This window comes from Amycolatopsis rubida (assembly GCF_900115345.1).
Lineage (GTDB): Bacteria > Actinomycetota > Actinomycetes > Mycobacteriales > Pseudonocardiaceae > Amycolatopsis > Amycolatopsis rubida.
This window is the reverse complement of record NZ_FOWC01000007.1, coordinates 36,961-61,936: the sequence shown is the minus strand read 5'-3', so window position 1 is coordinate 61,936 and position 24,976 is coordinate 36,961. Positions and strand designations below refer to the sequence as shown.

Here is a 24,976-nt window from a genome sequence, read left to right as displayed (position 1 = left end):
GGTGCTCCTATCCCAGTATCCAGTTGACGGGGGTCGCAACCGGCACCGACCAGGTGCCCGCGTCGCGCTGGGCGGCGAGTCCGGCGCGCCGCTCGGCGGTCGCGGCCTCGTCGATCCGGCCGTCGCGCAGGACGGTGCCGAACGCCTTCGCGGCGAATTCCTCGCTGTACAGCCCGTCAGCGAGGTCGCGGCCGAGCCGTTCCAGGTCGCGGGCGAGCGGGTCGCCCCATCCCCCGCCTCCGCCGATCAGGAAGCGGATCGCGTCGCCCGCTTTCAGCACCAGCCCGGAGAACTTGCCGGTCTGGTACCGGGCGCCCCGGCAGAAGCCGCCGGCGTCCGGGTCCGGGCGGCCGTCGTCGTCGAACATCCCGAAAAGCGGTTCGGCACCGCGGAGGTCGAGCGGATCCGCGTGCCGCGCCAGGTCGAAGTTCTCGATGTACCAGCCGAAAGCGGGCGCACCCGGGCCAGCTCCGGCAGCACCCGGCGCGCCGACGCGAACCCGGTCGCAGGTGATCGTGACCATGGTGTCCGACTGCGCGGTGAGGGTGTACACCGAGCCGAGTCCACCGCGGTACTCGCCCGCTCCGGCAGTGTCCAGCACCATCTCGTGCTGCGCCACGATCAACGGGCTTTCGATCTCGACGTGCTCCTGCACCGAGGTCCGGCAGTTGCCGATCGGCGTGACACAGAAGGAAATCCCGTCTTCCTTCCACGTTCCGCCCCAGCCGCCGCCGGTGAGCGCGAACGCACCCCACGGCATGCCCTCGTGCCCGGGCCGGGTGTCGATGCCGCCGAGACTGATCACCAGCGCGGTACCGGTGTCGCACGCGATCGCGCGATCGCCCACCGCCTGGCTTAACGCGCTAGCGACAGCGTTGATGCCGCGGGCTCCGATGTCGGCGTGGTTCGAGCAGCTCGACGGCGGCAGCACGCACACCACACTGCCCTGCGGCAGAAGTGTCTCAATAGGACGGAGAGTGCCGCTGTTCACCGGTGTGCCCGGATCGACCATCAGCTTGACCGCTTCGATGCAGCGGACTGCCTCGCACCACGCCGTGCCGCAGTTGCCCAGCGGCTGCCGTCCGGAGCCGGAGAAGTCGATCTCCATGCTGTCGCCTCGCACCTTGACTGTCACGCGCACCGGAATCGGTTCGTCGGTGACGCCGTCCTCGTCGAGGAAGTCCTCCACGGTGTAGTCGCCGTCCGGAATGCTCGCGATGCCGCGGCGCATGCTCGCTTCGGTGGCCTCGATCGCGTACCGTCCGGCTTCCTTCACCTTGTCCAGCCCGCCGCGCGCGACGAGCGCCTGAAGCTGCCGCTCCCCTACGACCAGGCAACCGTGCAACGCGCGCAGGTCGCCGAGCACGAGGTGCGGCACCCGGTTGTTCTCCAGGATGAAGTTGAACAGCGGCCGCACCGGGACGTCGTTGGCGTACAGCAGCGACGGGGGCAGCTTGATCTGTTCCTCGAACGAGGTCTGCGTGCCGTTGGAGAATCCGCCGGGGATCGGGCCGCCGAGGTCGACCAGGTGCGAGGTCGAGTGCAGCATGAACTCGATCCGGCCGTCCACGAACACCGGCCGGAGCAGGTTCACGTCGGACTGGTGGATGGTGCCGCGCCACGGGTCGTTGACGAAGATGACGTCGCCGGGCTGCAGCACGTCCAGGTCGAACTCGTCCATCACGAAGTTCACGATGTGCGGCGAGGTGAAGGCGTGCTGCATGCAGCCTTCCCACTGCGCGACGGTTTCCCATCCGTCGCCGCTGCGGACGTGGATGGCGGTGGTGCAGTCGAGGATGTCGCGGCAGACCGGGGAGAACGCGCTGCGCATCAGCGCCTCGTTCATCTCGCGGGCGACCTCGATCAGGCCGTAGCGCAGGATGTCGAGTTCGAACTCGGCCGTGCCGGTGGCGGGTTCCGCGGAAATCGTCATGGTCGGTGCTCCTAGTCCTGGTTTTCGATGATCAGGAGGCGGTCGGCGTCCACGCGGGCGCGGCGGCCCGGGAGCACGACCGTGGTGGCGAACTTCTCGGAGACGATCGCCGGCCCGTCGACGACCGCGCCCGCGGCCAGCCGTTCGCGGACGTGCACCGGGACGCGCACGGTCTCTCCGGAACCGGGTACGCGCAGATCGCGATCGCCGAGCAGGGACTCGCCGGTTTCCGCGGCGGTGGAGGGCACCTTGTTCGGCCGCGGGATCACCGCCGTCACTTCGAGCGTGGAGACGACAACGGGAATCTCGGCCGCGGAGAAACCGTAGGAATCCTGGTAGAACGCGTGGAAGTCGGCGACCACGCCGGGCACGCGCTCCCCGGACATCGGGCCGGGTGCGAGCGGGAGCCGGTTGTCCCAGGTCTGCCCGCGGTACATGGCGAACACCGCGCGGTCGAACGCCAGCCCGTCCAGTTCCACGCCCTGTGCGGCCAGTTCCTCGGTGAGGCTCTCTTCCATGGCGGCGAATTCCGCTTCGATCACCGCGGCGTTGCCGGCGGCGAGCGGGACCATCAGCGACTGCGCCCGCGTGGTCCGCAGATCGCTGCGCAACAGCCCGAGTGCCGAGAACTGGCCCGGTGTCGGCGGCACTACCACGGTGTCGAGGCCAAGGATCCTCGCGACCCGGTCGGCGAGCATCGGACCAGCCGACCCGAACGGCAGCAACGCGAACTCGCGGACGTCCAGTCCCCGGTAGACCGAAATGGTGCGGATCTTCGCCGCGATGTCCTCGCACGCGATCTGGTAGGCGGCTTCGGCCAGCTCAAGCGCGGAAAGCCCCCACTGCTCGCCAGTGCGGGCCAGCGCGGCGCGGGCGGCCTCGATGTCGAGCGAAATCCGGCCGTTCGCGAACAGGTCGGGTTGCAGCACGCCGAGCAGCAGGCAGGCGTCGGTGAGCGTCGCCTCGGTGCCGCCGCGGCCGTAGCACGCCGGACCGGGATTCGAGCCCGCTGATTTCGGCCCGACGGCGACCTGCCCGAGCGCGTTCGGCCGGAGGACACTGCCCGCTCCCGAACCGACGCTTTCCACGTCGACCAGCGGCAAGGTGAGCGTCAGACCGGTTTCGAGGGTCCACAGGTCGGTGAGCGGGGTCTGCGCGCCGACGATCGCCGCGACGTCGGTGCTCGTGCCGCCGACGTCCATGGTCAGCAGGTTGCGCTTGCCCGACTCGCGCGCCAGCTGAAAGCTGCCGGTCACGCCGCCGACCGGCCCGGACACGAGCTGGAAGACCGGAGCCTTGCCCGCGTCCTGCACGGTAGCGACGCCGCCGTTGGTCGTCATGATCCAGAGCGTGCCGCCGAACCGCCGCTCCTCCAGCGCGACAGTGAGCCGCTGCAGATACCCGACCACGGCCGGGCCGACGTACGCGTCCAGCGCGACGGTCGTGGTCCGTTCGTGCTCCTTCGTGACCGGATACAGGTCCGAGGTCTGCACGTAGGCGTGCGGAATCTCCTCGGCGAGAATCTCCGCCGCGCGCCGTTCGTGGCCTCGTTCCCGGTAAGAGTTTATGAAGCACACAGCGACTGCCTGGACACCCTGTGCGGCGAAGTCTCGGGCGGCCGCTCGGACAGCGTCCTCGTCCAGTGCCAGCAGCTCCGTGCCGTCGTAGCCGATCCGCTCCGGGATGCCGATCCGGTCGCGCCGGTGCACGATCGGCCGCTCCTGGTGCGGACGCAGCCAGGTCGGGTCGTAGAACCGGTCGCCGAACTCGCGGTGCATCCGGCCGATGTCGAGCAGGTCCCGGTGCCCGCGCGTGGCCAGCAGCGCGGTCTTCGCGCCCGCCCGGCTCAGCAACGCGTTGATGCCGACGGTGTGCCCGTGCACGATCTCCGCGACCTCGGGCGGCTCGACGCCGATCGCGGCGAGCGCATCGAGGACGCCGTGTTCCTGTTCCTGGGTGGACAGCACCTTGCCGTCCCGGATTTCCCCGGTGGCGCGGTCAAGGCCGATGATGTCGGTGAAGGTCCCGCCCACGTCGATGCCGACCAGCCAGCCTGCCGAGCCTCGTTGCTCAGTCACCTCATGCCTCCACGGGTCGTGGTGTGTGAGGTGATTCTGTGCTCGGGGCGACCGCGGTCACATCGGACAAGGGTGCGGGACGGAGTGCGACCTTAGGACAGTCCCCCGCGCAGCCAGCGCGCGATCGCCTCCGTGCGGCTGGCGACGCCGAGCTTGCGCAGGATCTGCGTGACGTGGGATTTCGCGGTGCGTTCGGTGATCGCCAGCTCGCGCGCGATGTGCCGGTTCGACCGGCCTGCCGCGAGCAGTTCCATCACCTCGTTTTCCCGTGCGGTCAACGGGATCCGCGGGCTCGGCGCGGGCGGTGCGACCGGCGCGGGCAGGGCCGCCGGACGGGTCATCAGCCCGTCTGCGGTGTCGCGCAGGAACGCCAGGCCTTCCAGCATCGTGAGGCGGCCGAGGGAATGGCTCAGCGCTTCGGCCATCAGCGTGAGCAGCGCGCGGTCGGTTTCGTCGACGTCGCGGCCCTGGTGGTAGCGATCGCCGTGCAACAGGCCGACGACTTGGCCCTGCACCGTCAGCGGGGCGATTCCGTACGAAGTGGACTTCGTGACGCGGATCAGGTCGCGATCCACGCGTGCGCTGTGCTGGGTGTCGAAGATGAGCCGGGTTTCGGCCCGGTCGACTACGTCCGCCTCGATCAGGCCGCCGCGCAAGGCGGGCGGCGACGCTTTCCCGACGGCGACGATCTCGTCCGCCCACCGCGGTTCGTGCACGACGCACATCGTGTGCAGCCGCCACACGGAATCGGCCACCCGGGAGACCAGGACCCGGTCGAAGCCGAGCCGGCAGCCCGCTTCCGGGATGCGGCCGAGGAATTCGTCCACGGACTTCGCGTCCCGGACCGAGGCGAGCGAAGCGGCCACCTGGCGCAGCAGCACCTGCCGGTCGGCGAGCCGCGCTTCCGCCAGTTCGGCTTCGACCGCGCGGATCCGGCCGAGCAGTTCGGCCAGCTCTCGCCGCCGGGCACCGGACACTCCGGCCTCGTCGGCAGCGAGCAGCGTTTCGGCCAGCACGGCGTTCCACAGCCGCCCGAGCACGCTCGCCGCCTCGTCGGCCCACGGACCGTCGAGCCGCGGCACCGGCACGTCGAGCCCCAGCGCATCCCCGACCTCCACGCACAAGTCCCGGTACCGCGCGGCCCCCGAGACGGTGTTCTCCACGTCCATCGGCCACCTCTGGTACTTCCGAGGCACGGCATCGCCGCCGTGTTACGCACAATATATGCGCAGAAGGGCGGGGGTTCAAACGCGGCCGGCAACGCTCGGAAGAGCCGCCGCGAAACTGCCCGCATTGAACGGGGCGGCTGACCGAGCACGACCAGCCCGCGCGATCTGCCCGGCGTCGAACGGCTCCCGGGAAGCCCTCTCCGGTCCGGACGTTCCGCCGCCTTCCTGGCGGCCCGGCGCAGAGCGCAGTGCGAAACGGCGGAGCCCTCAGCTGAGAGCCCCGCCGTTCCCTGCGGCATAGCGAGCCCGCCTGCCTCAGTACGAGCGCGGCAGCCCGAGCACCTGCTGCGAGATGTAATTCCGCACCATCTCCTGTGAGAACGGCGCGTTGCGCAGCAAGCGGACCTCGCGCCACAGCCGCTCGACGTGGTACTCCTTCGCATACGCGTAGCCGCCCAGCGTCGAGAACGCGCGGTCGCACGCCTCGAAACCGCCCTCGGCGCCCAGATACTTCGCCGCCGCCGCTTCCGGGCCGCACGGCTTGCCCTCGTCGAACAGCCGCGCCGCGCGCATGACCATGCCCTCGGCCGCTTCCAGCCGGATCCACGAATCCGCCAGCGGGTGGGCGACCGCCTGGTTCTGCCCGATCGGACGGTCGAACACCACCCGGTTCTTGGCGTACTCCGAGGCGATGTCCAGCGCCGCCCGGCCGAGGCCGACCCCTTCCATGCCGACCACGATGCGTTCCGGGTTCAGCCCGTCCAGCAGGTAGTAGAAGCCCTTGTCCACCTCGCCGACCAGCCGGTCCTCGGGCACGAACAGGTCGTCGATGAACAGTTCGTTCGTGTCGATCGCCGCGCGGCCCAGCTTCTCGATCTCCCGCACCGTGATCGCGTCGCGGTCCAGGTCCGCCAAGAACAGCGACATGCCGTAGAGCGGCTTGTCCTCCCGCCGCGGCGAGGTGCGGGCCAGCAGCAGGATCTTCTGCGCGTTCTGCGCGTTGGTGATGAAGACCTTCTTGCCGTTGACCTTCCAGCCGCCCTCGGCCTTGGTCGCCTTGGTCTTGATCCGCGACGTGTCCACCCCGGCGTCCGGCTCGGTCACGCCGAACGCCATCAGCAACTCGCCCGCCGCCAGCTTCGGCAGGTACTCCCGCTTCATCTCCTCGGAACCGTACTTCACGACCGGGGCGGGCGGGAACACGTAGAAGTGGATCGCCGAACCGCCGGCCATCCCGGCGCCGGACGCCGAGATCTCCCCCATCATCACCGCGGCCTCTTCCAGGCCGAGGCCGATGCCGCCGTATTCCTCGGGGATCATCGCGCCCAGCCAGCCGCCCGCGGCGAACGCCTTCACGAACTCCCACGGGTACTGGTGGTCGCGGTCCTTGTCCAGCCAGTAGTCGTGGTCGAACTTGCGGGCCAGCTCCCGCGTCGCCTTCCGGACGATCTCGACATTGCTTTCCGGGTCGGTCATTGCGCGTTCTCCTCCGCGAGTACCGGGATGTCTTCCAGCGGCGTGGCCGGGTCCAGCGACGACAGGTCGCCGACCGGCGTCCCGACGAACCGCGCCCGGATGGCGCGCCGCATGATCTTGCCGTTCTTGGTCTTGGGCAGCGTCGGCACGACGTACACCTCCGGGGCGAACGATTTCCCGGCGTTTTCGAGCGCGGCAGCTGCCAGCTCGGCGCGGTCGGCGCCCGGCTCGCGCAGCACCGCGAACGCCACCGCCCGCTGGCCCCGCAGTTCGTCCGGGGCGCCGATCACGGCTACCTCGGCGATTCGCTCGTCGCGCAGCAGTGCCGCCTCGATCTCGGCCGGACCGACGCGCCGCCCGGCCAGCTTGAGCGTGTCGTCGGAGCGGCCGTGGATCCGCCATTGGCCGTGCTCGTCCACACTGGACAAATCGCCGTGCACCCAGATTCCCGCGAACCGCGCCCAATAGGTCTCAAGATAGCGCTCGCGATCGTGCCAGAACGCGTGCGTCATGCCGGGGAAAGTGTTGCGCACGGCCAGTTCGCCGATCGCGCCGGCGACCGGCTGCCCGGCGTCGTCGAGCACCGCCGCGTCCACTCCCGGCAGCGGACCGGTGAACGCCGCCGCTTCGCCCGGCAGGAACGGATAGCCGACGATCAGCCCGCCACCGACCTCGGTGCCGCCGCTGTAGTTGACGATCGGCACCCGGCGCTTGCCGACCTGGTCGAACAGCCACCACCAGGTCGGCTCGTCCCACGCCTCGCCGGTGGAGACGAACGACCGCAGCGTGGCCAGCGCGTGCTCCGGCTTCTCCCGCGCCGCGCGCAACGCACGGGCCGCGGTCGGCGCGATCCCCTGCACCGTAACGCCGTTGCGCTCGACGACGTCCCACATCCGGTCGGGAGTGGGATGCGTCGGCAGGCCTTCGATCATCACGATGGTCGCGCCGAGCTGCAGCGGGCCGGTCATCAGCATCGGACCGACGAGCCAGCCCAGATCGGTGATCCAGCAGACGACGTCGTCGGCGTGCACGTCGAAGCCGTAGGCGAAATCGACGGCGGTCTTCACCGCGAACCCGCCGTGGGAGTGCACGATCCCCTTCGGGCGGCCGGTCGTGCCCGAGGTGTAGACGACGGTGAGCGGGTCGTTCGCCTCGGTCGACGCGGTTTCCACCGGAGCGGGCGACGGATCCAGCTCGTCGTAATAAACGTCGCGGCCGGACAGCATCGCCACGTCGGTCCCGAGGTGGCGGACAACGACGACGGTGCGCACGGACGGCGCGTCCGCCAGCGCCGTGTCGGCGACCGGTTTCAGCGGGACTTCCTTGCCCCGCCGGGTGGTCCCGTCCGCGGTGATCAGCGCGACCGCTTCCGAATCCCGCAACCGGGTGGCGAGCGCGTCGGCCGCGTAGCCGCTGAACGTCGGCACCGCGATCGCGCCGAGCATCGCGATCGCGAGGAACGCCACGACGGCCTCGGGCACGACCGGCATGAACAACACGACCCGGTCGCCCCGCGCGACGCCCGCGGCGGCCAGGTTCGCGGCGAACCGGCGCACCCGCTCGTCCAGTTCGCCGAAGCTCAGCGTGCGCCGCTGCCCGGAATCGCCCTCGTAGACCACCGCGGTCTTGCCGGCGAGTTCGCCGCGGGCGTGGCGGTGCGCGCACAGTTCGGCGACGTTGATCCGGCCGCCGGGGAACCAGCGCGGGAACGGCTTGCCCTCGGATTCGTCCAGCACCCGGGCGAACGGTTCGGCGAAGGCGACGTCGAGGTCCTCGACGACGGCACGCCAGAACCACTCCGGGTCGGCGATCGCCCGCCGGTTCGCCTCGGCGACGCCCGCCGCGTCGGCGGACACTCCCCACTTCCGCAGGGCGGCGAGGTACCGGCTTCGGTCCCGCACTTCCCGCGGCGGCGCCCAGGCAGGGCCCGTTACGTCCTCGGCCATGGCCACTTCCTTTCCCGGACCGCTGCTCAGGCCTGTGCGGCTGCCTGGTCGGCGGACCGCTTGAGCATCAGGCCGGCGCGCAGGGCGTCGCACACGATCTCGTCGCGCTGGTTGATTCCGAGGTGCCGGAACATGACGATGCCGGAATCGCCGCGGCTCTTGGACTCGCGCTTGCTGACGATCTCGGTGCGCACGTGGATGGTGTCGCCGTGGAACACCGGCTTGGGGAAGGTGATCTTCTCGAAACCGAGGTTGCCCAGCGTGGTGCCCTGCGTCGTCTCCGGCACGGTCACCCCGGACACGAGGCCGAGAATGAACAGGCTGTTCACCAGGCGCTGGCCGTAGATGCTGTTCTTGCTGTACTCGGCGTCGAGGTGCAGCGGAGCCAGGTTCAGCGTCATGACGCTGAACAGCGTGTTGTCGGCCTCGGTGACCGTGCGGCGGGTCGGGTGGTCGATGACCATCCCCGGCTCGAACTCCTCGAAGTACAGGCCTGCCATCCGGTGTCCTCTCCCCGCCGCGCTGGTCGCGGCCGCTGTCGTCACGGTTGATGCGTCTCCGGGTCCCGGCCCGGCTCCCCGGCCGCGCCCGCCCTCGCTAAATATAAAATATATACTCGTTCACGACGACTCGTCCAGCCGCGAGTTGAATATCATATATTCTTAGTGCTCCCCTGGTGGCACGGGAGACGAGGAGGCACCGATGCCCGAGGACCAGCAGCTCGCCGGGCGACCCGGCCCGGTCACCTTCCGCACCGCCGACCTCGACGCCGCCCGCGAGCAGGTGTCCCGGACCTTCGCGAGCCACGAGGTGCACGTGGCCGACCGCGCGGGAATGCGGTTCCGGCTCGATCTCGCGCCGTCCCCGCACCTCACGATCGGGCGGATGGCCTACGGGGCGGACACGACGATCGTCGGCCCGCCGATGCGGTTGTGCTACCACGTGAACCTGCCCGCCACCGGCACCAGCACGGTGGAGCAGCACGGTGTCCGCCGCTCCTTCGCCGCCGGCGAGGCAGGCGTCGCTTTCGTGCCGCAGTCCCCGGTCCTGGTGCAGTGGAGCGCGGATTCCTGGCAGTACCACGTCAAACTGCCCAAGGATCTGCTCGAAGCGCACGCGGCGAAGCTGATCGGGCAGCCGATCCGCGAAGAGATCGACTTCGACCTGACCTTTTCGCTCCGTTCGCCCGCCGCGCAGGCGTTTCTCGCGACCGTGAGCTTCCTGTACGCCGAACTCAACCGGGACGGGGGCCTGGCGACGGTTCCGGCCGCGTGCCACGAGTTCGAGTCGGCGCTGATGACCCAGCTGCTGCTGACCCTGCCCAGCCGGCTCAGCGCACGGCTGCACAGCCGCCCCGCGCACACCCGGGGTTCCCGCATCCGCGAAATCGTCGACTACCTCGACCGGCACCCCGAAGAGACGATCACGACCGCCGGCCTGGCCGCCATGGCCTCGATCAGCCCGCGAGCACTGCAAGCCGGTTTTCGCGAGGAGGTCGGAAAATCGCCGATGGCCTACCTGCGCGCCGTCCGGCTCGACCGGGTGCACCGGGAACTGCTGTCCGGCGGAGCGGACTCGGTCACCGACGTCGCGGCCCGCTGGGGCTTCTTCCATCCCGGACGATTCGCGCACCAGTACCGCGAACGGTTCGGGGTGCTGCCGTCGGCGACCGCCCGCCGGTGCGGCTGACGGACGGCTCTTCCGGGGCTCAGGCCGGCTGTTCGCGAGGCTCGGCGGACGAGGACCACGCCGTCAGCAGCCGGTCCAGATCCAGCACACCGGCACCGGGTGCGGACGGTTCGCGCGCCGGAGTACGGCTGAAGCGCGGGGCGGGCCGCGGATGGAGCACACCGTCGACCCGGTCGAAGACGTGCCGTTCGGCGTTGTGCGGATGCTCGGCCGCTTCGTCGAAGGTGAGCACCGGCGTGACGCAAGCATCGGTGCCCGCGTAGATCCGGGCCCATTCGTCACGGTCCTTCCCGGCGAACGCCGCCGCGATGAGCGTGCGCAGCCGGGGCCATCCCGCGCGGTCGTCCTGGTCCGGCCAGCCGCTCAGATCGACGCCGAGCCGGGAGACGAACTCGCGGTAGAAATCAGGCTCCAGCGCACCGACCGCGACGTACCGGCCGTCCGCACAGCGGTAGGTGTCGTAGAACGGAGCGCCCGAGTCGAGGTAGTTCGTGCCGGGCTCGTCGGAGTACCGACCGGCGGCTCGCAAACCTTGGAGCTTGGCGGTCAGCAACGCCACGCCGTCGATCATCGCCGCGTCGAGCACCTGGCCCCGGCCCGACGTGCGGGTTTCCAGCAGCGCGCTCACGATGCCGCAGGCCGCGACCAGTGCCCCGCCCGCGTAATCGCCGAGCAGGTTGATCGGCGGCCGCGGCGCCTCGCCCGCCCGTGCCATCGCGTGCAGCGCACCGGTTTGCGCGACGTAGTTGATGTCGTGGCCGGCCTGGTGCGCGAGCGGGCCGGACTGGCCGTATCCGGTCAGCCGGGCGTAGACGAGCGCGGGGTTGCCGGCCAGCAGGACCTCCGGACCGAGGCCGAGCCGCTCGGCGACGCCCGGCCGGTATCCCTCGATGAACACGTCGGCGGCTCCGGCGAGGTGCCGCACCGCGCGCACGCCGTCCGGGGACTTGAGGTCGGCCTGGACGGTCCCGACACCCCGGTTCGCAAGGTCGTGTCCGGCGGCCATCCCCTCGGTCTGGCCGAGCGCGCGGCCCCGCCTGCTCGCCGGGCGCGTCACGCGCACGACCTCCGCCCCGAGGTCGGCCAGCAGCATGCTCGCGAACGGAGTCGGCCCCATCCCGGCGAGCGCCACTGCCCGGACTCCGGCCAGCGGCCCGGACCGGGTCGTCTCTGTCGTCATCGGCTCTCCTCGGCGGTTACCACGGGCATCAATTACATATTATGTATTATCTGCCGACCGAGGCAAGGGCGACGCCCGGAACCCTCGCGGGTCAAGCGAGCCAGTTCGCCGGGCTCCGCGCCGACGGGTGCAATGCGACACCGCGGATCCGGACCCGGTCGACTGCGACACCGTCGTCCAGCGGCTTGTGTCATGATCACCGGCATGGACCGCGCGTCGCCATCCGGCGCCGGTCTCCGCCCCTCTCCCTCAGATCACATATAAAATGTTATATTTGTCAGGTGACGATGGCGTTCTTCACCGCGGAACCCGGACCGGACGGCGAACTCCTGCACCCCTTGCCGGAAGCGCGCGCGAGCTGGGGCGGCGGCGCTCAGCTGCGCGGCATGGCGACGAGCGGGGCGCTGGCCCGCGCCGCGGAACGGGCCGCCGGGCCGGGGCTGTTCCGGCCGGCCCGCTGGACTGTCGACCTGCTGCGCCCGGCGCGCTACGCACCCGCTGCCACGCGAACGGAGATCGTTCGCCGCGGACGTCGCCTCTGCCTCGTCGAAGCGACCCTCTGGCAGGGAGAAACCCTCGTCGGCAAAGGCTCCGGGCTGTTCCTCGCCGCGGGCTCCCCCTCCGCCGGCCGCGTCTGGGCCCCGGACGGATTCCCCGCTCCTCCGCCGTTCGACGTGTTCCCCGAGACCGAAGAGCCGCGCGTCTTCCACAGCGAGGGCGTCGGCTGGACCGGATCGCCCGAACCGCACCAGAACGCCTCGCGCAAGACGATCTGGGTGTTCCCGCAGGACATCGTGCGCGGCGAGCGGCCCACGCCGTTCCAGCACGCCGCCACTGCCGCGGACCTGGTCAACCTCGTGACCAACTGGGGCGAGGCCGGCCTGGAGTTCATCAACGCCGACCTCACGCTCACCCTCGGCCGCGTCCCCGCGAGCGACCTGGAGCTGGGCCTCGCCGCCGACCACCGCGTCGAGCACGACGGCATCGCGGTCACGACCGCGACCGTGTTCGACCGCGCGGGGCCGCTCGGCACGGTCAGCGGCACCGCGCTGCTCGCCGCCGCGCCGGTCGATCCCCGGCGGGTCGGCGCGCCCGAGAGCGTGCCGACCGTGCCATAATCTGTCGCCGTCCATATATCATGTTCTTTGCTGAACATCAGATCCTCGAAACCGCTTCGAGGCGTTGGGGAGGTGGCCCGTGGCCGACGAACTGGCCCGGCTGCGCAGCGGCGACCGCCGTCAGCAGCTGCCCGAGGAAGTCGCGACCTACGTCCGCGAGCTGATCATGTCGGGCGATGTCAAGCCAGGCGAATTCCTGCGCACCGAACCCATCGCCGAGGCGGTCGGAGTGAGCAACACGCCTGTGCGCGAAGGACTGCTCTCGTTGCGCAGCGAGGGTTTCGTGGAACTCGTGCCGCGCCGCGGGTTCGTCGTGGCCCCGGTGTCGCGCCAGGACGTGCGGGACCTGTTCTGGGCACAAGCCCAGTTCTCCGCCGAACTCGCCGCGCGCGCGGCCAAGAAGATCACTCCGGAACAGCTGGACCGGCTCGAAGCGGTCAACGAGGACTTCGCCAAGGCCGCCGACGCCGCGGACCAGGAGGCCATCACCCGGCTCGGCCACGAATTCCACCGCCAGCTCAACCTGGCCGCCGACTCCCACCGGCTGACCCTGCTGCTCAGCTCCGTGGTCAAGCACCTGCCGAACCGCTTCTACGCCTCGATCGAAGGCCACGTCGACCACACCCTCTCCGACCACGCCGAACTGTTGCAGGCCCTGCGCGGCAGGCACGTGCGCAAGGCGCGCACGATCGCCGAACGGCACATCCTCGACGGCGCGGACAACGTCATCCGGATGCTTGAGGAACGCGGTCTCTGGTCGGACGAGACGGAATAGTCCACACCGGACCGCGGCTGAGCGGCCCGGGCAGGACGAGACCGGCTGGGCCGCTCTGCTCAAGGTGACCCAGCCGGGAATTCGTTCGGCGTCCACGGCACTCCGCACAACGATTCTCAGGCATTCTCCGCCCGTGCGACGCCCGGCTCCGCTGATTTCGCGCGACAATCCTCGAAACGGCCGAGGCGGACCGCCCCCAGGAACGACCGGGAAAAGATCAAGCGTTCGCCGCGATCGCCTCCGCCTGCGCGACGATCCCCTCCGCCGTCTTCACGTGCGCGATGTCGACGTGCTGGCCCTCGAAGTCCACCGCCGCGCTGCCCGCCGCCTCCGCCGCGTGGAACGCCTCGATCAGCCGCCGGGAATGGTCGACCGCCTCCGGTGCCGGCGTGAACACCTCGTTGGCGATCGCCACGTGCGACGGGTGGATGCACACCATGCCGCGGTAGCCCAGCTGCTTGTTGTCCGCGCAGAACTGGCGCGCACCGTCGAGATCGCGAATGTCCTGCCACACCCCGGCCACCGGGTGGTGCAGTCCGGCCGCACGGGCGGCGAGCACGAGCCTGCTGCGCAGGTACAGCGTCTCCAGCCCGGCCGGAGTGAACTCGAAACCCAGCTCGCGGCCCACGTCGGCGCTCGGGCCGGTCGCGCCGAGCAGGCTGGAAACCCGTGGCGTCGCGGCGGCGATCTCCTCGCAGTGCGCCATCGAAACGGCGGTCTCGAAGCTCACGATCAGCCCGACGCTGCCCGCTTCGAGTCCCTCGCGCGCCTCGATGTGCGACACGACCGCGTCGATGCGGATCAGTTCCTCGGCGTCGAACACCTTCGGCAGGAACAGGCCGGCCAGCCCGGGCCGGATGACCGCTTCGAGGTCCGCGCCCTGGATGCCGCTGACCGACGCGTTGGGCCGCACCCACACGTCGGGACGCACGCCCTGCGCGTGCAGCCGGTCGACCGTCTCCGCGACGACCGGGCGCACGCTCTCCTTTTCCGCGACCGGAACGGAATCCTCCAGGTCGAGGATCAGCGCGTCGGCGCCGGACGCGAGACCCTTGCCGGCCCAGGAAGCCTTGTGGCCGGGGACGAAGAGCATGGAACGGTACGGCTTCATCGAGGTTCTCCAGTAGTCGTTCAGGATTCGTACAGGACGCCGGTCGCGAACAGCTTTTCGACGTCTTCGGCCGCGAGCACCTCGCTCGCGACCGCACGGGAGTCGGCGCCTACCGTTGCCGCGACCGAGGAGCGGTCCGGCCGCACGCCGTCGAACGTCCACGGCGGACGGAGCAGCGCGAGCCCGTCCGGCTGATGGTCGGCGATGTCCAGGTGCCGCACCTGCGGGTGTTCGAGGTAGCCGGCCATGGACAGCACCGGCGCGAACGGCACATCGTGTTCGGTGAGCACGCGTTCCCAATGCTCCTTGGGCTTGCGCGCGAACTCCGCCTCGACGATCGGCACCAGCTCGAAGTAGTTTGCCTCTCGCGGGCGATACTCGGCGAAGCGCGGGTCCTCGATCAGGTCGGTGCGTTCCAGCGCGCGGCACAGCGCCTGCCAGAACTTCTGCGACGACGACAGGTGCACCGCGAGGTACTTGCCCGAGGAGGTCGGCACGCAGAAGTTCTGCGCCTGCGGATGCCTGCTCGTACGGCTGGGATCGTGGCCGAGTTCGAAGGCCTGGGTGATGCCGTCGGCGGTGAGCACGCTGACCGCCTCCATGATCGAGGTCTCCATCCGCTGGGGCTGCCCGGTCTTCAGCTTGCCGACCAGCGCGGCGAGAACGCCGGCCGCGGTCGTCAGCCCGGTCACCAGGTCCGCGCTCAGCCCGCCGGCGAGCTGCGGCCGCCCGTCGTCGCTGAAGAGCGAGTACAGCCCGCCGAACGCTTGCCCGATCGTGTCGTAGGCGGGCCGGTCGGCCAGCGGGCCGGTGGAGCCGAACCCGGTGACCGAACCGTAGACGAGGTCCGGGCGCAGCGCCCGGCACTCGTCGGGACCGAGGCCCATGGCGGCGAGCTTGCCCGGGCGGAGGTTCTCCAGCACCACGTCGAAACGCGGCACCAGCGCCTTGATCAGTTCGATCCCCTCGGCGGTCTTGAGATCGACCGAAAGGCTGCGCTTGCCGGCGTTGTACTGGCGGAAGTACGGGCTCTCGTTGTTCATCCGGCGCCGGAAGTCCTCGCCGACGACCGGCTTCTCCACCTTCACCACCTCGGCGCCGAGACCGCACAGCATCGAGGTCCCGAACGGGAGCGAGATGTAGCCCCCGATCTCCAGGATCCGGATGCCGTCGAGTGGCTTGTGCCGCATGTCGCCCGCCTTCACTGAGGGTGCACTGCGATAATATTTTATATTATCTGACCGGTGCCGAGTCAAGGTGCCCCCGCTGTCCCCCGGTCCTGGTCGAGATATTTTATATTCTGTATGCTGACTCAGGTCCCTCGGACGATCAAGGAGCGTGCCCCGATGCCCGCACAGCCCCAGCTGTGGCAAGGCCACTACGACAAGCTTTTCCTCGGCGGGCGATGGGCGGCCCCGGCCTCCGGCCGGCACTTCGAGGTGGTTTCCCCTTCCACGGAGGAAGTCCTCGCCCGGGTGGCCGAGGGCGTCGAATCGGATGTGGACGCGGCAGTCACCGCGGCACGCCACGCGTTCGACCACGGCCGGTGGCCCCGCCTGCCGCTCGAAGAGCGGATCGCCGTGCTGCGCAAGCTCAGCGCTGCTTTGGCCGAGCACGAAACCGACATCGCACAGCTGGTCAGCGCCGAGATGGGGTGCCCGATCACGCTGTCGACGAAAATGCAGGCGATCGGCCCGCGGCTGCTGCTCGACGCGTTCCTCGATCTCGCGCCGGACTACCCGTGGCAGGACACCCGCCGGTCCGCGACCGGGAACGCGCTCGTCACGCGGGAGCCGGCCGGCGTGGTCGCCGCGATCGTGCCGTGGAACGCGCCGTTGCTCATCACCATGATCAAGCTGGCGCCCGCGCTGCTCGCGGGCTGCACCATGGTGCTCAAGCCCTCGCCGGAAACCCCGCTCGACGCGTACTTGCTCGGCCATCTGCTGAGCGAGATCGGGCTGCCTGACGGGGTCGTCAACATCGTTCCGGCGGAGCGGGAAGTCAGCGAATACCTGGTCCGGCATCGCGGCGTGGACAAGGTGTCGTTCACCGGTTCCACCGCGGCCGGGCGGCGGATCGGCGCGCTGTGCGGGCAGGACCTGCGCCGGTGCACGCTCGAACTCGGCGGGAAGTCCGCGGCGGTGCTGCTCGACGACGCCGACCTCGACGCGGCGATCGCCGCCGTCCGCGCCGTGTCGCTGCGCAACACCGGCCAGGTCTGCAGCAACAAGACCCGCGTCGTGGTCGCCCGCTCGCGCCGGGACGAACTCCACGACCGGCTGGTGGAGCTGATCGGGTCGATGCCGGTCGGCGATCCGTTCGACCCCGCGACCGAGGTCGGCCCGCTCGCCAGCGCGGCGCAGCGCACCCGGGTCGAGGGCTATCTCGCCGACGGCAAGGCATCCGGCGCGTCGCTGCTGATCGGCGGCGGGCGGCCGGACGGGCTGGAGCGCGGCTGGTACGTCTCCCCCACCGTGTTCGCCGACGTCGATCCGGGCGCGAAGATCGCCCAGGAGGAGATCTTCGGCCCGGTCCTGACCGTGCACACCTTCGACACCGAGGACGAGGCGGTCGCCATCGCCAACAACTCGGACTACGGCCTCAACGGTTCGGTGTTCTCCGCCGACCCGGAGCACGCGCTGGCGGTCGCCCGGCAGATCCGCACCGGCACCGTCGAGGTCAACGGCAACCCGGTCGGCTTCACCGCGCCGATCGGCGGATTCAAGAACAGCGGCATCGGCCGCGAAGCCGGCCCCGAGGGCTTCGACGCCTACGTCGAACTCAAGTCCTACGGCCTCCCCCGCTCCTGATCGGAAAGGCAACCACTGTGGGTACCTTCTCCCCCGTCGAAGAAGCCGCGGCGCGGCTCGTCACCGACCTGACCTTCGAGGAGATCCCGGCCGAAGCCGTCGCCGGGACCCGTCGGCTGCTGCAGGACCAGCTCGCCCTCCAGGTGGGCAGCGCGGCGCTGCCGTGGAGCCAAGCCGTGCTCGAAGTGACCAGGGCGGCACACGTCCCCGGAATTGCGCATGTCGTCGCGAGCGGCGACGCGATGAGCGCGGCCGACGCCGCGTTTCTCAACGCCACCTTCGGCCACGGCTTCGAGTACGACGACGCGCACCGGTCCAGTTCCGCGCATCCGGGCAGCTGCGTGATCTCGGCGGCGCTGGCTGTCGGCGAAGAACTCGGCTCCGACCTGCGCGACGTGCTCACCGCCATCGTCGCGGGCTACGAGGTCTACACCCGGATCGGCAAGCTGGCGAACCCCGATCTCCTCGTGCGCGGTTTCCACCCGCACGGTCTGCTGTCGACCTTCGGCGCCGCCGCGGTGGTCGCCAAACTGCGCGGATTCGACCTGGAGACCACCGGACACGCGCTCTCGATCGCGCTCAGCCACGCCTCCGGCACCACCGAGTACACCTCCGGCGGCGGTTCCATCAAACGCGTGCATTCGGGCATCGGGACCCGCGGCGGCATCCGCGCGGCCGAACTAGCCGGAGCCGGGATCACCGGCCCGGCCACCTTCCTGACCGGCTCGAAGGGCTTCTTCCGCACCTTCGCCGGGCTGGAGGTCGGCGACGAGGCCGCGGCCGCCTTCGGGCTCGGCCAGACCTTCGAGATCTCCCGCATCTGGCTCAAGCCCTACTGCTGCTGCGGGATCAACCACGCCTACATCGACGGCGCTCGCAAGCTGACCGGAGCCGCGGACCGGATCGACTCGGTGCTGCTGGGCATCCAGACCGGCGGGGACGTGGTGATCGGCAACCAGAACCGCAACGCGTACGCGCCGAAGATCATCGAGCACCTCCAGTACAGCCTGCCGTTCCAGTTCGCGCTGTCGACGCTGGGGCGCGGCAACGGGTTCTCGACGCATCAGGCGTACCTGGCCGGGAAGCTCGACCTCGGCGAAGACAGCGACGTCGCCGCGCTGGCCCGGAAGGTGAAAATCGAGGTGCGGCCGGACCTGGACGAGCAGTACCCCGGGCGCTGGGTCGCGGAGCTGACGGTGACCTACCAGGACGGCACGAGCGAGCAGGTGTTCGTGGACAACCCCGCCGGGACGGCGGAAAACCCGATGTCGCAAGCGGATCTGGACGCGAAGTTCCACGACGTGCTGTCCTCGGCGCTGAGCGAGGACCAGCGCGCCGCACTGCTGCACGCGATCAAGGACGGCGATCTCGACCAGCCGGCCGCCGAGTTCGCCAAGCTGCTGCGGGTCTGAACCGGCGAAAAGGCGGCGGGTCTCGGCCCCGCCGCCTTTTCCCTTGTCTGCCGCGGAAATCGGTGACTTGCCTCGCCACCGGTCTGCCGGGCGACGCGAACCGCTCGATCGCCCGGAAACTTCCGCTCTCCGATCGAGCCCGGCACCTCGTCGCCGCCCCAGCCAGACTAGAAATATTTTTTATATTTTTGCTAGACTGGCGAGCATGACCCCTGCCGAGGCACTCGAGAATCTGCTGGTCACGAGGTGGAGCTGTCGCGCCTACCAGGACCGGCAGGTGCCCCGGCCGGTCGTCGAGCGGCTGCTGGCGCTCGCGCAGCGGACGGCGTCGTGGTGCAACACCCAGCCCTGGCAGGTGATCGTCACCAGCGGCGCGGCGACCGAACGGTTCCGGAAAGCGATGACCGAGTGGGCCCGGGAGAACCCGCCGAAGTTCGACTTCGCCCCGCCCGCCGAATACCGCGGCGTGTACCGCGACCGACGCCGCGCCAGCGGCTGGCAACTGTACGAAGCCGTCGGCATCGAACGCGGCGACCGGGAAGCATCCGCCCGGGAAGCGTTCGAGAACTTCCGCTTCTTCGGCGCCCCGCACGTCGCCGTCGTCACCACCGACGTCGTGCACGACCTCTACGGCGCCGTCGACAGCGGGCTGTACGTCGGTACCTTCCTGCTGGCGGCGCAAAGCCTCGGGCTGGGCGCGATCCCGCAGGCCGCCCTCGCCGGGCACGCCACGCTGATCCGGCAGCACTTCGACATCCCGGACGACCGGAAGATCCTGCTCGGCATCTCGTTCGGCTACCCCGACGAGGACCATCCGACCAACAGCTACCGCACCGCCCGTGCGCCGCTGGAGGAAGTGGTGACCTGGGCCGGCGAATGACCACCGGCCGCGGTGGTGCTGCTGCCCGCTGCGGTCTCGCCCGCGCGGCGAGTCGATGATCGAACGGGTCGTGCGCGTGCTCGATGCCGTCAACGACACGGGCAGCGCGCGCACTGCGTCCGAGATCGCCCGGTGCACCGGGATTCCGGTGCCTTCCGCGCACCGCATCGTGGCGGAACTGACCCGGCTGGGGATCCTCGACCGCGATGCCGGCCGGCGGATCCGGATCGGAGTGCGGCTCTGGGAGATCGCGGCCCGGTCGGCCGGGCCGCCGACCCTGCGCGAGAGCGCTCTCCCCTACCTGGAGGACCTGCGCGCCGTCGTCCAGGCGCCGACGCTGCTTTCGGTCCTGGAACGTGCTCAACGTCGACACCCTGTCCGCACGCCAGGCCGGTGCCACCAACGTCACCCAACCCGGGGTCCGGCTGCGCGCGCTGTCCTCGTCGCGTGCGCCCCGCCGGGCGTGCGCGACGAGATCCTCTCCTCCGCCAAGCTCGTCCGCTTCACCGAGCACAGCGTCCTCGACCGCGCCGAGGTGGCCCGGATCGTGCACGAGGCCCCCCGGGCCGGGCACGTCGTCGCGCGCCGCTGGATCTCCCTCGACTCGACCGGCGTCGCCGTCCCGATCCTCGCTGGCGACCGCACCGCGCTGGCCGCGTTGTCCGTCACCGTACCGTTCGCCGCATACGCGCCCGCCGAACTGCTGCCCGCGCTGCACACCACTGCCCGCGGCATCTCCCGCGCCTACCGGCACCAGTGGCGGCAGCTCCAGCGAGCCGTCGAACTCGGCTGAGACCCATCGCGCCGGTTGTTTCTCGGCAGCCGAGAAACGCCCTTCCCGCGCGGGCCGAACCGGACGAATCTCAGGGCCGGACAACGGAGACGAGAACGGAGCTGGGCGGATGCCAGGAAACCGCGCGGGAGGGCGCGGACGTCATCGCGGCCCCGGTGGAGACCAACGTCGCGCCGCCCGCGGACCTCGAAGAAATCGCGAGCGTGGTGAAAGGTCTGGGACGCTCGGTAGTCACCGCGCAGGTCGACGTGCGCCACAACGCCGCGCTTGACGACGGGGTGCGGCAGCTCGGACGGCTCGACGTGGTAGTCGCGAACGCCGGGATCTGGTCGTACGGGCTGAGCGAAGAGGTCCCCGACCTCGAATGGCAGACCACTCAGGACGTGGTGCTCAAAGGCGTGTGGCACACCGCGAAAGCGGCGATCCCGATGATCTTCACCAGTTCGACGATGGCGATCAAGGGGATGCGGAACTTTTCGCCGTATGTCGCGGCCAAGCACGGCGTCGTCGGCTTCATGAAGACGCGAGCGCTGGAGCTGGCCCCGTTCGGAATCCGGGTCAACTGCGTGGCGCCGACGTCGGTCAACACGAAGCTGATCCACAACGACGAAACGTACGCGCTGTTCGCACCGGACCTCCCGGAGGCGGACCGGGTCAAGGACCCGTCCGCGACCATCCCGGTGATGGACGTGCCGTGGGTCGAGCCCGAGGACATCGCCAACGCGGTGGCGTTCCGCGCGTCCGGCGAGGGGCGCTACGTGACCGGGCTCGGGCTGAAGATCGACGCGGGGCAGACGCTGAAATGACCGAGGACCCGATGCGCGCGCTGTGCCGGTTCGCAGCGCGGACGACCTACGCCACCCTTCCCGAAGACGTTGTCCGGCATGCGAAGCACACTCTGCTCGACTGCATGGCGGTCCTGATCGGCGGGTCCGGAATGGACGGCATCCCGGCCATTGTGGACCTGGTGCAGGAAAAAGGGCGGCACACCGGAAACGCCCTTGCCGTTCTACGGCGGACGCGTGCCCGCCGCCGAAGCCGCGCTGGCCATCGGCCCGATGCCGAGGGCGATGGACTGCGGCGATCTGCACGAGGAAGCCGGGCACGTCAGCGAGTACGTCGTCGCGAGCCTGCTCGCCGCCACCGGGCTGCGCCCGGACGTCACCGGCGCGGAGTTCCTGACCGCGCTGGTGATCGGCCAGGAGACGTTGATCCGCATCGGATCGGCGTACCGGATGATCAGCAAAGCGGTGAAGGACAACGACTGCGGCGGGCACTACATTTTCGGAGCCGTCGCCGCGGTCGGCAGTCTGCTCGGATTCTCCCAGGAGGAACTGGAGAACGCCCAGGGCATCGCCCGCACGATGACGCAACCGCACACCATGGGCATTTACGCACCGGCCACGTTGATGGTGCGCGTGCACCACGGGCTCGTGTGCCAATCCGCGATCACGGCCTGCCTGCTCGCCCGCCGCGGCATCACCGGGCCGCGGCGGGAAGTGCTGACCGGACCCCATGGTTTCCTGCGCACAGCACGCTGGGAAACCAACCCGGACGCGATCACACGCGGCCTCGGAAGGAACTGGACGGCAACCCAGATCACCAGCAAAGATTACAGCGCCTGCTACTTCTCGCACTCTTGGATCGACGGCATCGTCGAACAGATGCGCACGCACGAGTTCGCCGCCGCGGCCATCGCGAGTGTCCACCTCGCAGTCTCGACCTCGGGCTGGCGGGCAGTGTGCGAGCCGACCGACAAGAAGTGGGATCCGCGGACCGTCCCGGAATGCCAGTTCAGCCTCCCCTACGCCGTGGCCACTGCCGCTTTCGATCGACGGGTGTTCGTACAGTCCTATTCGGACGAAGCACGGCGGCGTCCGGAGGTGCGGGAGCTGATGACCCGGATCTCCGCCGTCGAGGATCCGTCCGTTTCCGACTGGGGCGCCCGGCTGACCACGAGCCTGCGCGACGGGCGGGTGATCGCCACCGAACACGTCTACGTGAAGGGCCATCCGAAGAACCCCTTCAGCGAACAGGATTTCGTGGACAAGTTCCGGATGTGCTTGCCGTTCTCGGTGCTGCCGCTCAAGGGTTCGACAGCAGACCGGATGATCCAGGACGTTCTGGCGCTGGAGAAGGTCGACGACGTGCTGGCGGCCTTGCTGCTGCCCCTGACACCGGAAGACTGACGGACTCATGACAGAAGAAATCGCGGGCGAAGTCGCCGTGATCACCGGAGCGGGCCGGGGCATGGGCGCGGAAAGCTCGGCCCGGCTCGCCCCGCGCGGGAGCATCCGTGTTCGCGGTCGACCTCGAACCGGATTCGGAATCCGCACCGGGGATCGTTCCGGTCCAGTGCGACGTCTCCGACCCTCGCGCCGCGGCTGCCTCCGTCCTCGCGGACGCCGGGCAGATCGACGTGCTCGTCAACGGCGCGGGACTGGTGAGCGTCACCCGGCCGGTCGAGTCCATCGCCGACGGCTGGGCACGGCTGACGGGGGTGAACCTCAGCGGCGCGTTCCCTGGACGCACGAGGCACTGCCCGGAATGAAGCCACGGCGATCGGGCACGATCGTCACCATCTCCTCCCGAGTCGGCCGGATCCTCGCCACCTTCGCCGACGCGCACTATTCCGCGTCCAAAGCCGCGTTGCTCGGCCTCACCCGCCAGGTCGCGCTGGAAGCGGCTCCGGACAATGTGCACCTCAACGCGATCGCGCCCGGGCTGGTGGAAACCCCGACGCTGAGCGGTTCCGTCGGCGAGCGGAAACGGGAAGCAGCCCGCGCGGCCACTCCGCTGCGGTGCATCGGCACGACCTCCGCCATCGCCGAACTGGTGCTGTTCCTGCTTTCCCCGAAGTCGGACTACATCGCCGGGGCTACGGTGGACATCAACGGCGGCGAGCTGATCCGGTAGCTCCCGATCCGGCTCAAGCACTCTCTCAGGCAGGGGTCGCCAGTACCCCCTGACAGGAGCATCTGTCTCAGCGTGGCGAGAGCGGGCAGGCTCGAACTCAAGGAAGCCACCCCCGAGGAGAAGAGACTGATGAGCGAGATCGAGACCCGTCGAGTCACCGTCAAAGCCCCGTACTGGGACATCGCGGCGAACCTGGTGCTGCCGCCGGACTTCGACGAGAACAAGACCTACCCTGCCGTGATCAGCGCCCACCCGATCGGCAGTTGCAAGGAACAGACCGCCGGGAATGTCTACGGCCCGGCGCTGGCGCGGGAAGGCTTCGTCGTCATCGCCTTCGACGCGAGCTTCCAAGGCGAGAGCGGCGGCGAGCCGCGCTGGACCGAAGACCCGACCCAGCGCGTGGCCGACTTCTCCCACGTCGTCGACCACCTCGTGACGCTGGACTACGTCGACGCGGACCGGATCGGCGTCCTCGGCATCTGCGGTGGTGGCGGGTACGCCACGAACGCGACCATGCTCGAACGCCGGATCAAGGCGCTCGGCGCGGTCGTGCCGGTGAACTACGGCCGTCTCATGCAGGAGGGCTTCAGCGAGTTCGACCCGGTGAAGCTGCTCGAACAGGTCAGCGACCAGCGCACCAAGGAAGCCCGCGGCGGCGACGTGCAGGTCAATGAACTGCTGCCGCCCTCCCCCGACGCGGCACGCGAAGCCGGTGCCGCGGACCGGGACATCGTCGAAGCCGTGGACTACTACAAGACCGGACGGGGCGAGAAGCCCAACGGCGCGGCCCGGATGAACTTGGGCTCGCTGAACCAGGCACTGAACTGGGATGCGTTCCTTCGCGCCGAGACGTTGCTGACGCAGCCGGCTCTGATCGTCGTCGGAGACCAGCCGGGCGCGTTCGGTTCCTACCGCGACGGGACCGAGCTGTACGGGCGCATCGCGGCATCGCGGGACCGCCAGCTCGTGGTGGCCGAGGGCTACTCGCACTACGACCTCTACGACCGGCCCGAGCCGGTCAAGATCGCACTCGACGCGCTGATCCCGTTCTACCGGAAGCACTTGGGGCAGGGTGGCTGACGCGGCTCACCCGCGGTCCCCGAACAGCCCGACGAGGGTGCGGGACACCGACTCGGCGAACTCGTCCACGCCGAGCCGGTCCGCCGGGTCGAACCATTCGCCGATGAGCGCCAGCCCTCCCAGCGCCAGATTCAAGGTCAGGTGCCTCTCCCCGGCCAGCTCGTCCGCCACGGCCCGGAAGATCATGGTCTGCTCGCGCCGGAGTTCGTCGCGACGGGACTCCAGCGCCGCGACCGGAACCCGCACTTTGAGGAACAGCGGGATGAACTCGGGATACTCGCGCAGCGTGATCACGGCTTCCTCCCGGAACATCAGCCTCAGCCTCTCCCGTGGCGGGTGTCCCGACTCCGCGATCGCGACGAGCCGGGGGAACACCTCCGCGGCCGCGTGCTCCATGCACCTGAGGAACAGCTCTTCCTTCGACGGGAAGTAGTGATAGAGGCTGGGTCCGCGCAGGTCCAAGGCAGCGCCGATGTCCTCGAAATTCGTCGCCTCGTAGCCGCGCTCGGCGAAAAGCCGGGCGGCGGTGTGCTCGATGAGCCGGATCCGCTCGGCGCGCTTGCGCGTCGCGCGCGTCCCGGTGCCGCTCGCGTCCTCCATCCGGCCTCCT

General features: G+C 69.7%; 22 protein-coding genes. 12 read left to right on the top strand and 10 right to left on the bottom strand.

Going from position 1 to position 24,976, the window contains the following annotated elements; genetic code table 11:
* Positions 1–7: 7 nt before the first annotated feature.
* The 6 genes from BM362_RS25510 to BM362_RS25485 form a co-directional block, all read right to left on the bottom strand.
* Positions 8–1,933, bottom strand: a complete 1,926-nt coding sequence (locus BM362_RS25510; RefSeq protein WP_093574838.1) for a hydantoinase B/oxoprolinase family protein — start codon at positions 1,931–1,933, stop codon at positions 8–10.
* Between the two features lie 11 nt (positions 1,934–1,944).
* Positions 1,945–4,011, bottom strand: coding sequence for a hydantoinase/oxoprolinase family protein (locus tag BM362_RS25505; protein WP_093574837.1), 2,067 nt, complete (start codon positions 4,009–4,011; stop codon positions 1,945–1,947).
* A gap of 92 nt (positions 4,012–4,103) precedes the next feature.
* The gene (locus tag BM362_RS49290; protein WP_093574836.1) at positions 4,104–5,180 is read right to left on the bottom strand and encodes a helix-turn-helix transcriptional regulator; all 1,077 of its coding nucleotides are present in this window, start codon (positions 5,178–5,180) and stop codon (positions 4,104–4,106) included.
* 315 nt (positions 5,181–5,495) lie between these two features.
* Positions 5,496–6,656, bottom strand: coding sequence for an acyl-CoA dehydrogenase family protein (locus BM362_RS25495; protein ID WP_093574835.1), 1,161 nt, complete (start codon positions 6,654–6,656; stop codon positions 5,496–5,498).
* Positions 6,653–8,602, bottom strand: a complete 1,950-nt coding sequence (locus tag BM362_RS25490) for an AMP-binding protein (protein WP_093574834.1) — start codon at positions 8,600–8,602, stop codon at positions 6,653–6,655. The genes BM362_RS25495 and BM362_RS25490 overlap by 4 nt, the downstream gene beginning before the upstream one ends.
* 26 nt (positions 8,603–8,628) lie before the next feature.
* A complete protein-coding gene (locus BM362_RS25485; RefSeq protein ID WP_093574833.1) occupies positions 8,629–9,102 on the bottom strand; it encodes a MaoC family dehydratase in 474 nt (157 codons plus the stop codon).
* Positions 9,103–9,304: 202 nt separating this feature from the next.
* Here BM362_RS25485 and BM362_RS25480 point away from each other — a divergent pair, with 202 nt between their 5' ends.
* A complete protein-coding gene (locus BM362_RS25480) occupies positions 9,305–10,291 on the top strand; it encodes an AraC family transcriptional regulator (RefSeq protein WP_093574832.1) in 987 nt (328 codons plus the stop codon).
* 19 nt (positions 10,292–10,310) lie between these two features.
* Here the strand turns inward: BM362_RS25480 and BM362_RS25475 are convergent, their stop codons facing one another.
* Positions 10,311–11,471, bottom strand: coding sequence for a CaiB/BaiF CoA transferase family protein (locus BM362_RS25475; RefSeq protein ID WP_093574831.1), 1,161 nt, complete (start codon positions 11,469–11,471; stop codon positions 10,311–10,313).
* A gap of 287 nt (positions 11,472–11,758) precedes the next feature.
* Here BM362_RS25475 and BM362_RS25470 point away from each other — a divergent pair, with 287 nt between their 5' ends.
* On the top strand, positions 11,759–12,589 hold the full coding sequence (locus BM362_RS25470) for an acyl-CoA thioesterase domain-containing protein (RefSeq protein WP_244287301.1): 831 nt from the start codon (positions 11,759–11,761) through the stop codon (positions 12,587–12,589).
* 79 nt (positions 12,590–12,668) lie between these two features.
* Positions 12,669–13,364, top strand: a complete 696-nt coding sequence (locus BM362_RS25465) for a GntR family transcriptional regulator (RefSeq protein ID WP_208865337.1) — start codon at positions 12,669–12,671, stop codon at positions 13,362–13,364.
* A gap of 217 nt (positions 13,365–13,581) precedes the next feature.
* Here the strand turns inward: BM362_RS25465 and BM362_RS25460 are convergent, their stop codons facing one another.
* Positions 13,582–14,475 carry an HpcH/HpaI aldolase/citrate lyase family protein gene (locus BM362_RS25460; protein WP_093574829.1) on the bottom strand — a complete coding sequence of 298 codons (894 nt, stop codon included), beginning with the start codon at positions 14,473–14,475 and terminating at the stop codon, positions 13,582–13,584.
* 20 nt (positions 14,476–14,495) lie between these two features.
* Positions 14,496–15,665, bottom strand: coding sequence for a CaiB/BaiF CoA transferase family protein (locus BM362_RS25455; RefSeq protein WP_093574828.1), 1,170 nt, complete (start codon positions 15,663–15,665; stop codon positions 14,496–14,498).
* A gap of 156 nt (positions 15,666–15,821) precedes the next feature.
* Between BM362_RS25455 and BM362_RS25450 the strand changes: the two genes are divergently transcribed.
* From BM362_RS25450 to BM362_RS25415, 9 genes are all read left to right on the top strand, one after another.
* A complete protein-coding gene (locus BM362_RS25450) occupies positions 15,822–17,285 on the top strand; it encodes an aldehyde dehydrogenase (RefSeq protein ID WP_093574827.1) in 1,464 nt (487 codons plus the stop codon).
* A 17-nt stretch (positions 17,286–17,302) separates the two neighbouring features.
* On the top strand, positions 17,303–18,697 hold the full coding sequence (locus tag BM362_RS25445; protein ID WP_093574826.1) for an MmgE/PrpD family protein: 1,395 nt from the start codon (positions 17,303–17,305) through the stop codon (positions 18,695–18,697).
* A gap of 205 nt (positions 18,698–18,902) precedes the next feature.
* Positions 18,903–19,577, top strand: a complete 675-nt coding sequence (locus BM362_RS25440; RefSeq protein WP_093574825.1) for a nitroreductase — start codon at positions 18,903–18,905, stop codon at positions 19,575–19,577.
* Positions 19,578–19,632: 55 nt separating this feature from the next.
* Positions 19,633–20,370: an IclR family transcriptional regulator gene (locus BM362_RS25435; protein ID WP_208865336.1), complete on the top strand. Its 738-nt coding sequence runs from the start codon at positions 19,633–19,635 to the stop codon at positions 20,368–20,370.
* Entirely contained in the window at positions 20,334–21,176 is an 843-nt protein-coding gene (locus BM362_RS25430; RefSeq protein ID WP_167545428.1) for an SDR family oxidoreductase, read from the top strand. Before BM362_RS25435 ends, BM362_RS25430 begins: the two co-directional genes overlap by 37 nt.
* 150 nt (positions 21,177–21,326) lie before the next feature.
* On the top strand, positions 21,327–22,559 hold the full coding sequence (locus tag BM362_RS25425; protein WP_208865335.1) for an MmgE/PrpD family protein: 1,233 nt from the start codon (positions 21,327–21,329) through the stop codon (positions 22,557–22,559).
* Between the two features lie 107 nt (positions 22,560–22,666).
* Positions 22,667–22,921: an SDR family NAD(P)-dependent oxidoreductase gene (locus BM362_RS50015; RefSeq protein WP_107309561.1), complete on the top strand. Its 255-nt coding sequence runs from the start codon at positions 22,667–22,669 to the stop codon at positions 22,919–22,921.
* The gene (locus BM362_RS50010; protein WP_107309560.1) at positions 22,918–23,286 is read left to right on the top strand and encodes an SDR family oxidoreductase; all 369 of its coding nucleotides are present in this window, start codon (positions 22,918–22,920) and stop codon (positions 23,284–23,286) included. The genes BM362_RS50015 and BM362_RS50010 overlap by 4 nt, the downstream gene beginning before the upstream one ends.
* A gap of 129 nt (positions 23,287–23,415) precedes the next feature.
* Positions 23,416–24,366, top strand: coding sequence for an alpha/beta hydrolase (locus BM362_RS25415; RefSeq protein WP_093574823.1), 951 nt, complete (start codon positions 23,416–23,418; stop codon positions 24,364–24,366).
* A 6-nt stretch (positions 24,367–24,372) separates the two neighbouring features.
* Here BM362_RS25415 and BM362_RS46940 read toward each other — a convergent pair whose 3' ends face one another.
* Positions 24,373–24,966, bottom strand: coding sequence for a TetR/AcrR family transcriptional regulator (locus tag BM362_RS46940; RefSeq protein WP_093575085.1), 594 nt, complete (start codon positions 24,964–24,966; stop codon positions 24,373–24,375).
* Positions 24,967–24,976: the final 10 nt, after the last annotated feature.

What these genes read in the sequence shown, in the direction of transcription:
- BM362_RS25510 (WP_093574838.1), bottom strand. Translation starts at nt 1,933, where the DNA reads ATGACGATTTCCGCGGAACCCGCCACCGGCACGGCCGAGTTCGAACTC.
- BM362_RS49290 (WP_093574836.1), bottom strand. Translation starts at nt 5,180, where the DNA reads ATGGACGTGGAGAACACCGTCTCGGGGGCCGCGCGGTACCGGGACTTG.
- BM362_RS25495 (WP_093574835.1), bottom strand. Translation starts at nt 6,656, where the DNA reads ATGACCGACCCGGAAAGCAATGTCGAGATCGTCCGGAAGGCGACGCGG.
- BM362_RS25490 (WP_093574834.1), bottom strand. Translation starts at nt 8,602, where the DNA reads ATGGCCGAGGACGTAACGGGCCCTGCCTGGGCGCCGCCGCGGGAAGTG.
- BM362_RS25485 (WP_093574833.1), bottom strand. Translation starts at nt 9,102, where the DNA reads ATGGCAGGCCTGTACTTCGAGGAGTTCGAGCCGGGGATGGTCATCGAC.
- BM362_RS25480 (WP_093574832.1), top strand. Translation starts at nt 9,305, where the DNA reads ATGCCCGAGGACCAGCAGCTCGCCGGGCGACCCGGCCCGGTCACCTTC.
- BM362_RS25475 (WP_093574831.1), bottom strand. Translation starts at nt 11,471, where the DNA reads ATGACGACAGAGACGACCCGGTCCGGGCCGCTGGCCGGAGTCCGGGCA.
- BM362_RS25470 (WP_244287301.1), top strand. Translation starts at nt 11,759, where the DNA reads ATGGCGTTCTTCACCGCGGAACCCGGACCGGACGGCGAACTCCTGCAC.
- BM362_RS25460 (WP_093574829.1), bottom strand. Translation starts at nt 14,475, where the DNA reads ATGAAGCCGTACCGTTCCATGCTCTTCGTCCCCGGCCACAAGGCTTCC.
- BM362_RS25455 (WP_093574828.1), bottom strand. Translation starts at nt 15,665, where the DNA reads ATGCGGCACAAGCCACTCGACGGCATCCGGATCCTGGAGATCGGGGGC.
- BM362_RS25450 (WP_093574827.1), top strand. Translation starts at nt 15,822, where the DNA reads ATGCCCGCACAGCCCCAGCTGTGGCAAGGCCACTACGACAAGCTTTTC.
- BM362_RS25440 (WP_093574825.1), top strand. Translation starts at nt 18,903, where the DNA reads ATGACCCCTGCCGAGGCACTCGAGAATCTGCTGGTCACGAGGTGGAGC.
- BM362_RS25435 (WP_208865336.1), top strand. Translation starts at nt 19,633, where the DNA reads ATGATCGAACGGGTCGTGCGCGTGCTCGATGCCGTCAACGACACGGGC.
- BM362_RS50010 (WP_107309560.1), top strand. Translation starts at nt 22,918, where the DNA reads ATGAAGCCACGGCGATCGGGCACGATCGTCACCATCTCCTCCCGAGTC.
- BM362_RS25415 (WP_093574823.1), top strand. Translation starts at nt 23,416, where the DNA reads ATGAGCGAGATCGAGACCCGTCGAGTCACCGTCAAAGCCCCGTACTGG.
- BM362_RS46940 (WP_093575085.1), bottom strand. Translation starts at nt 24,966, where the DNA reads ATGGAGGACGCGAGCGGCACCGGGACGCGCGCGACGCGCAAGCGCGCC.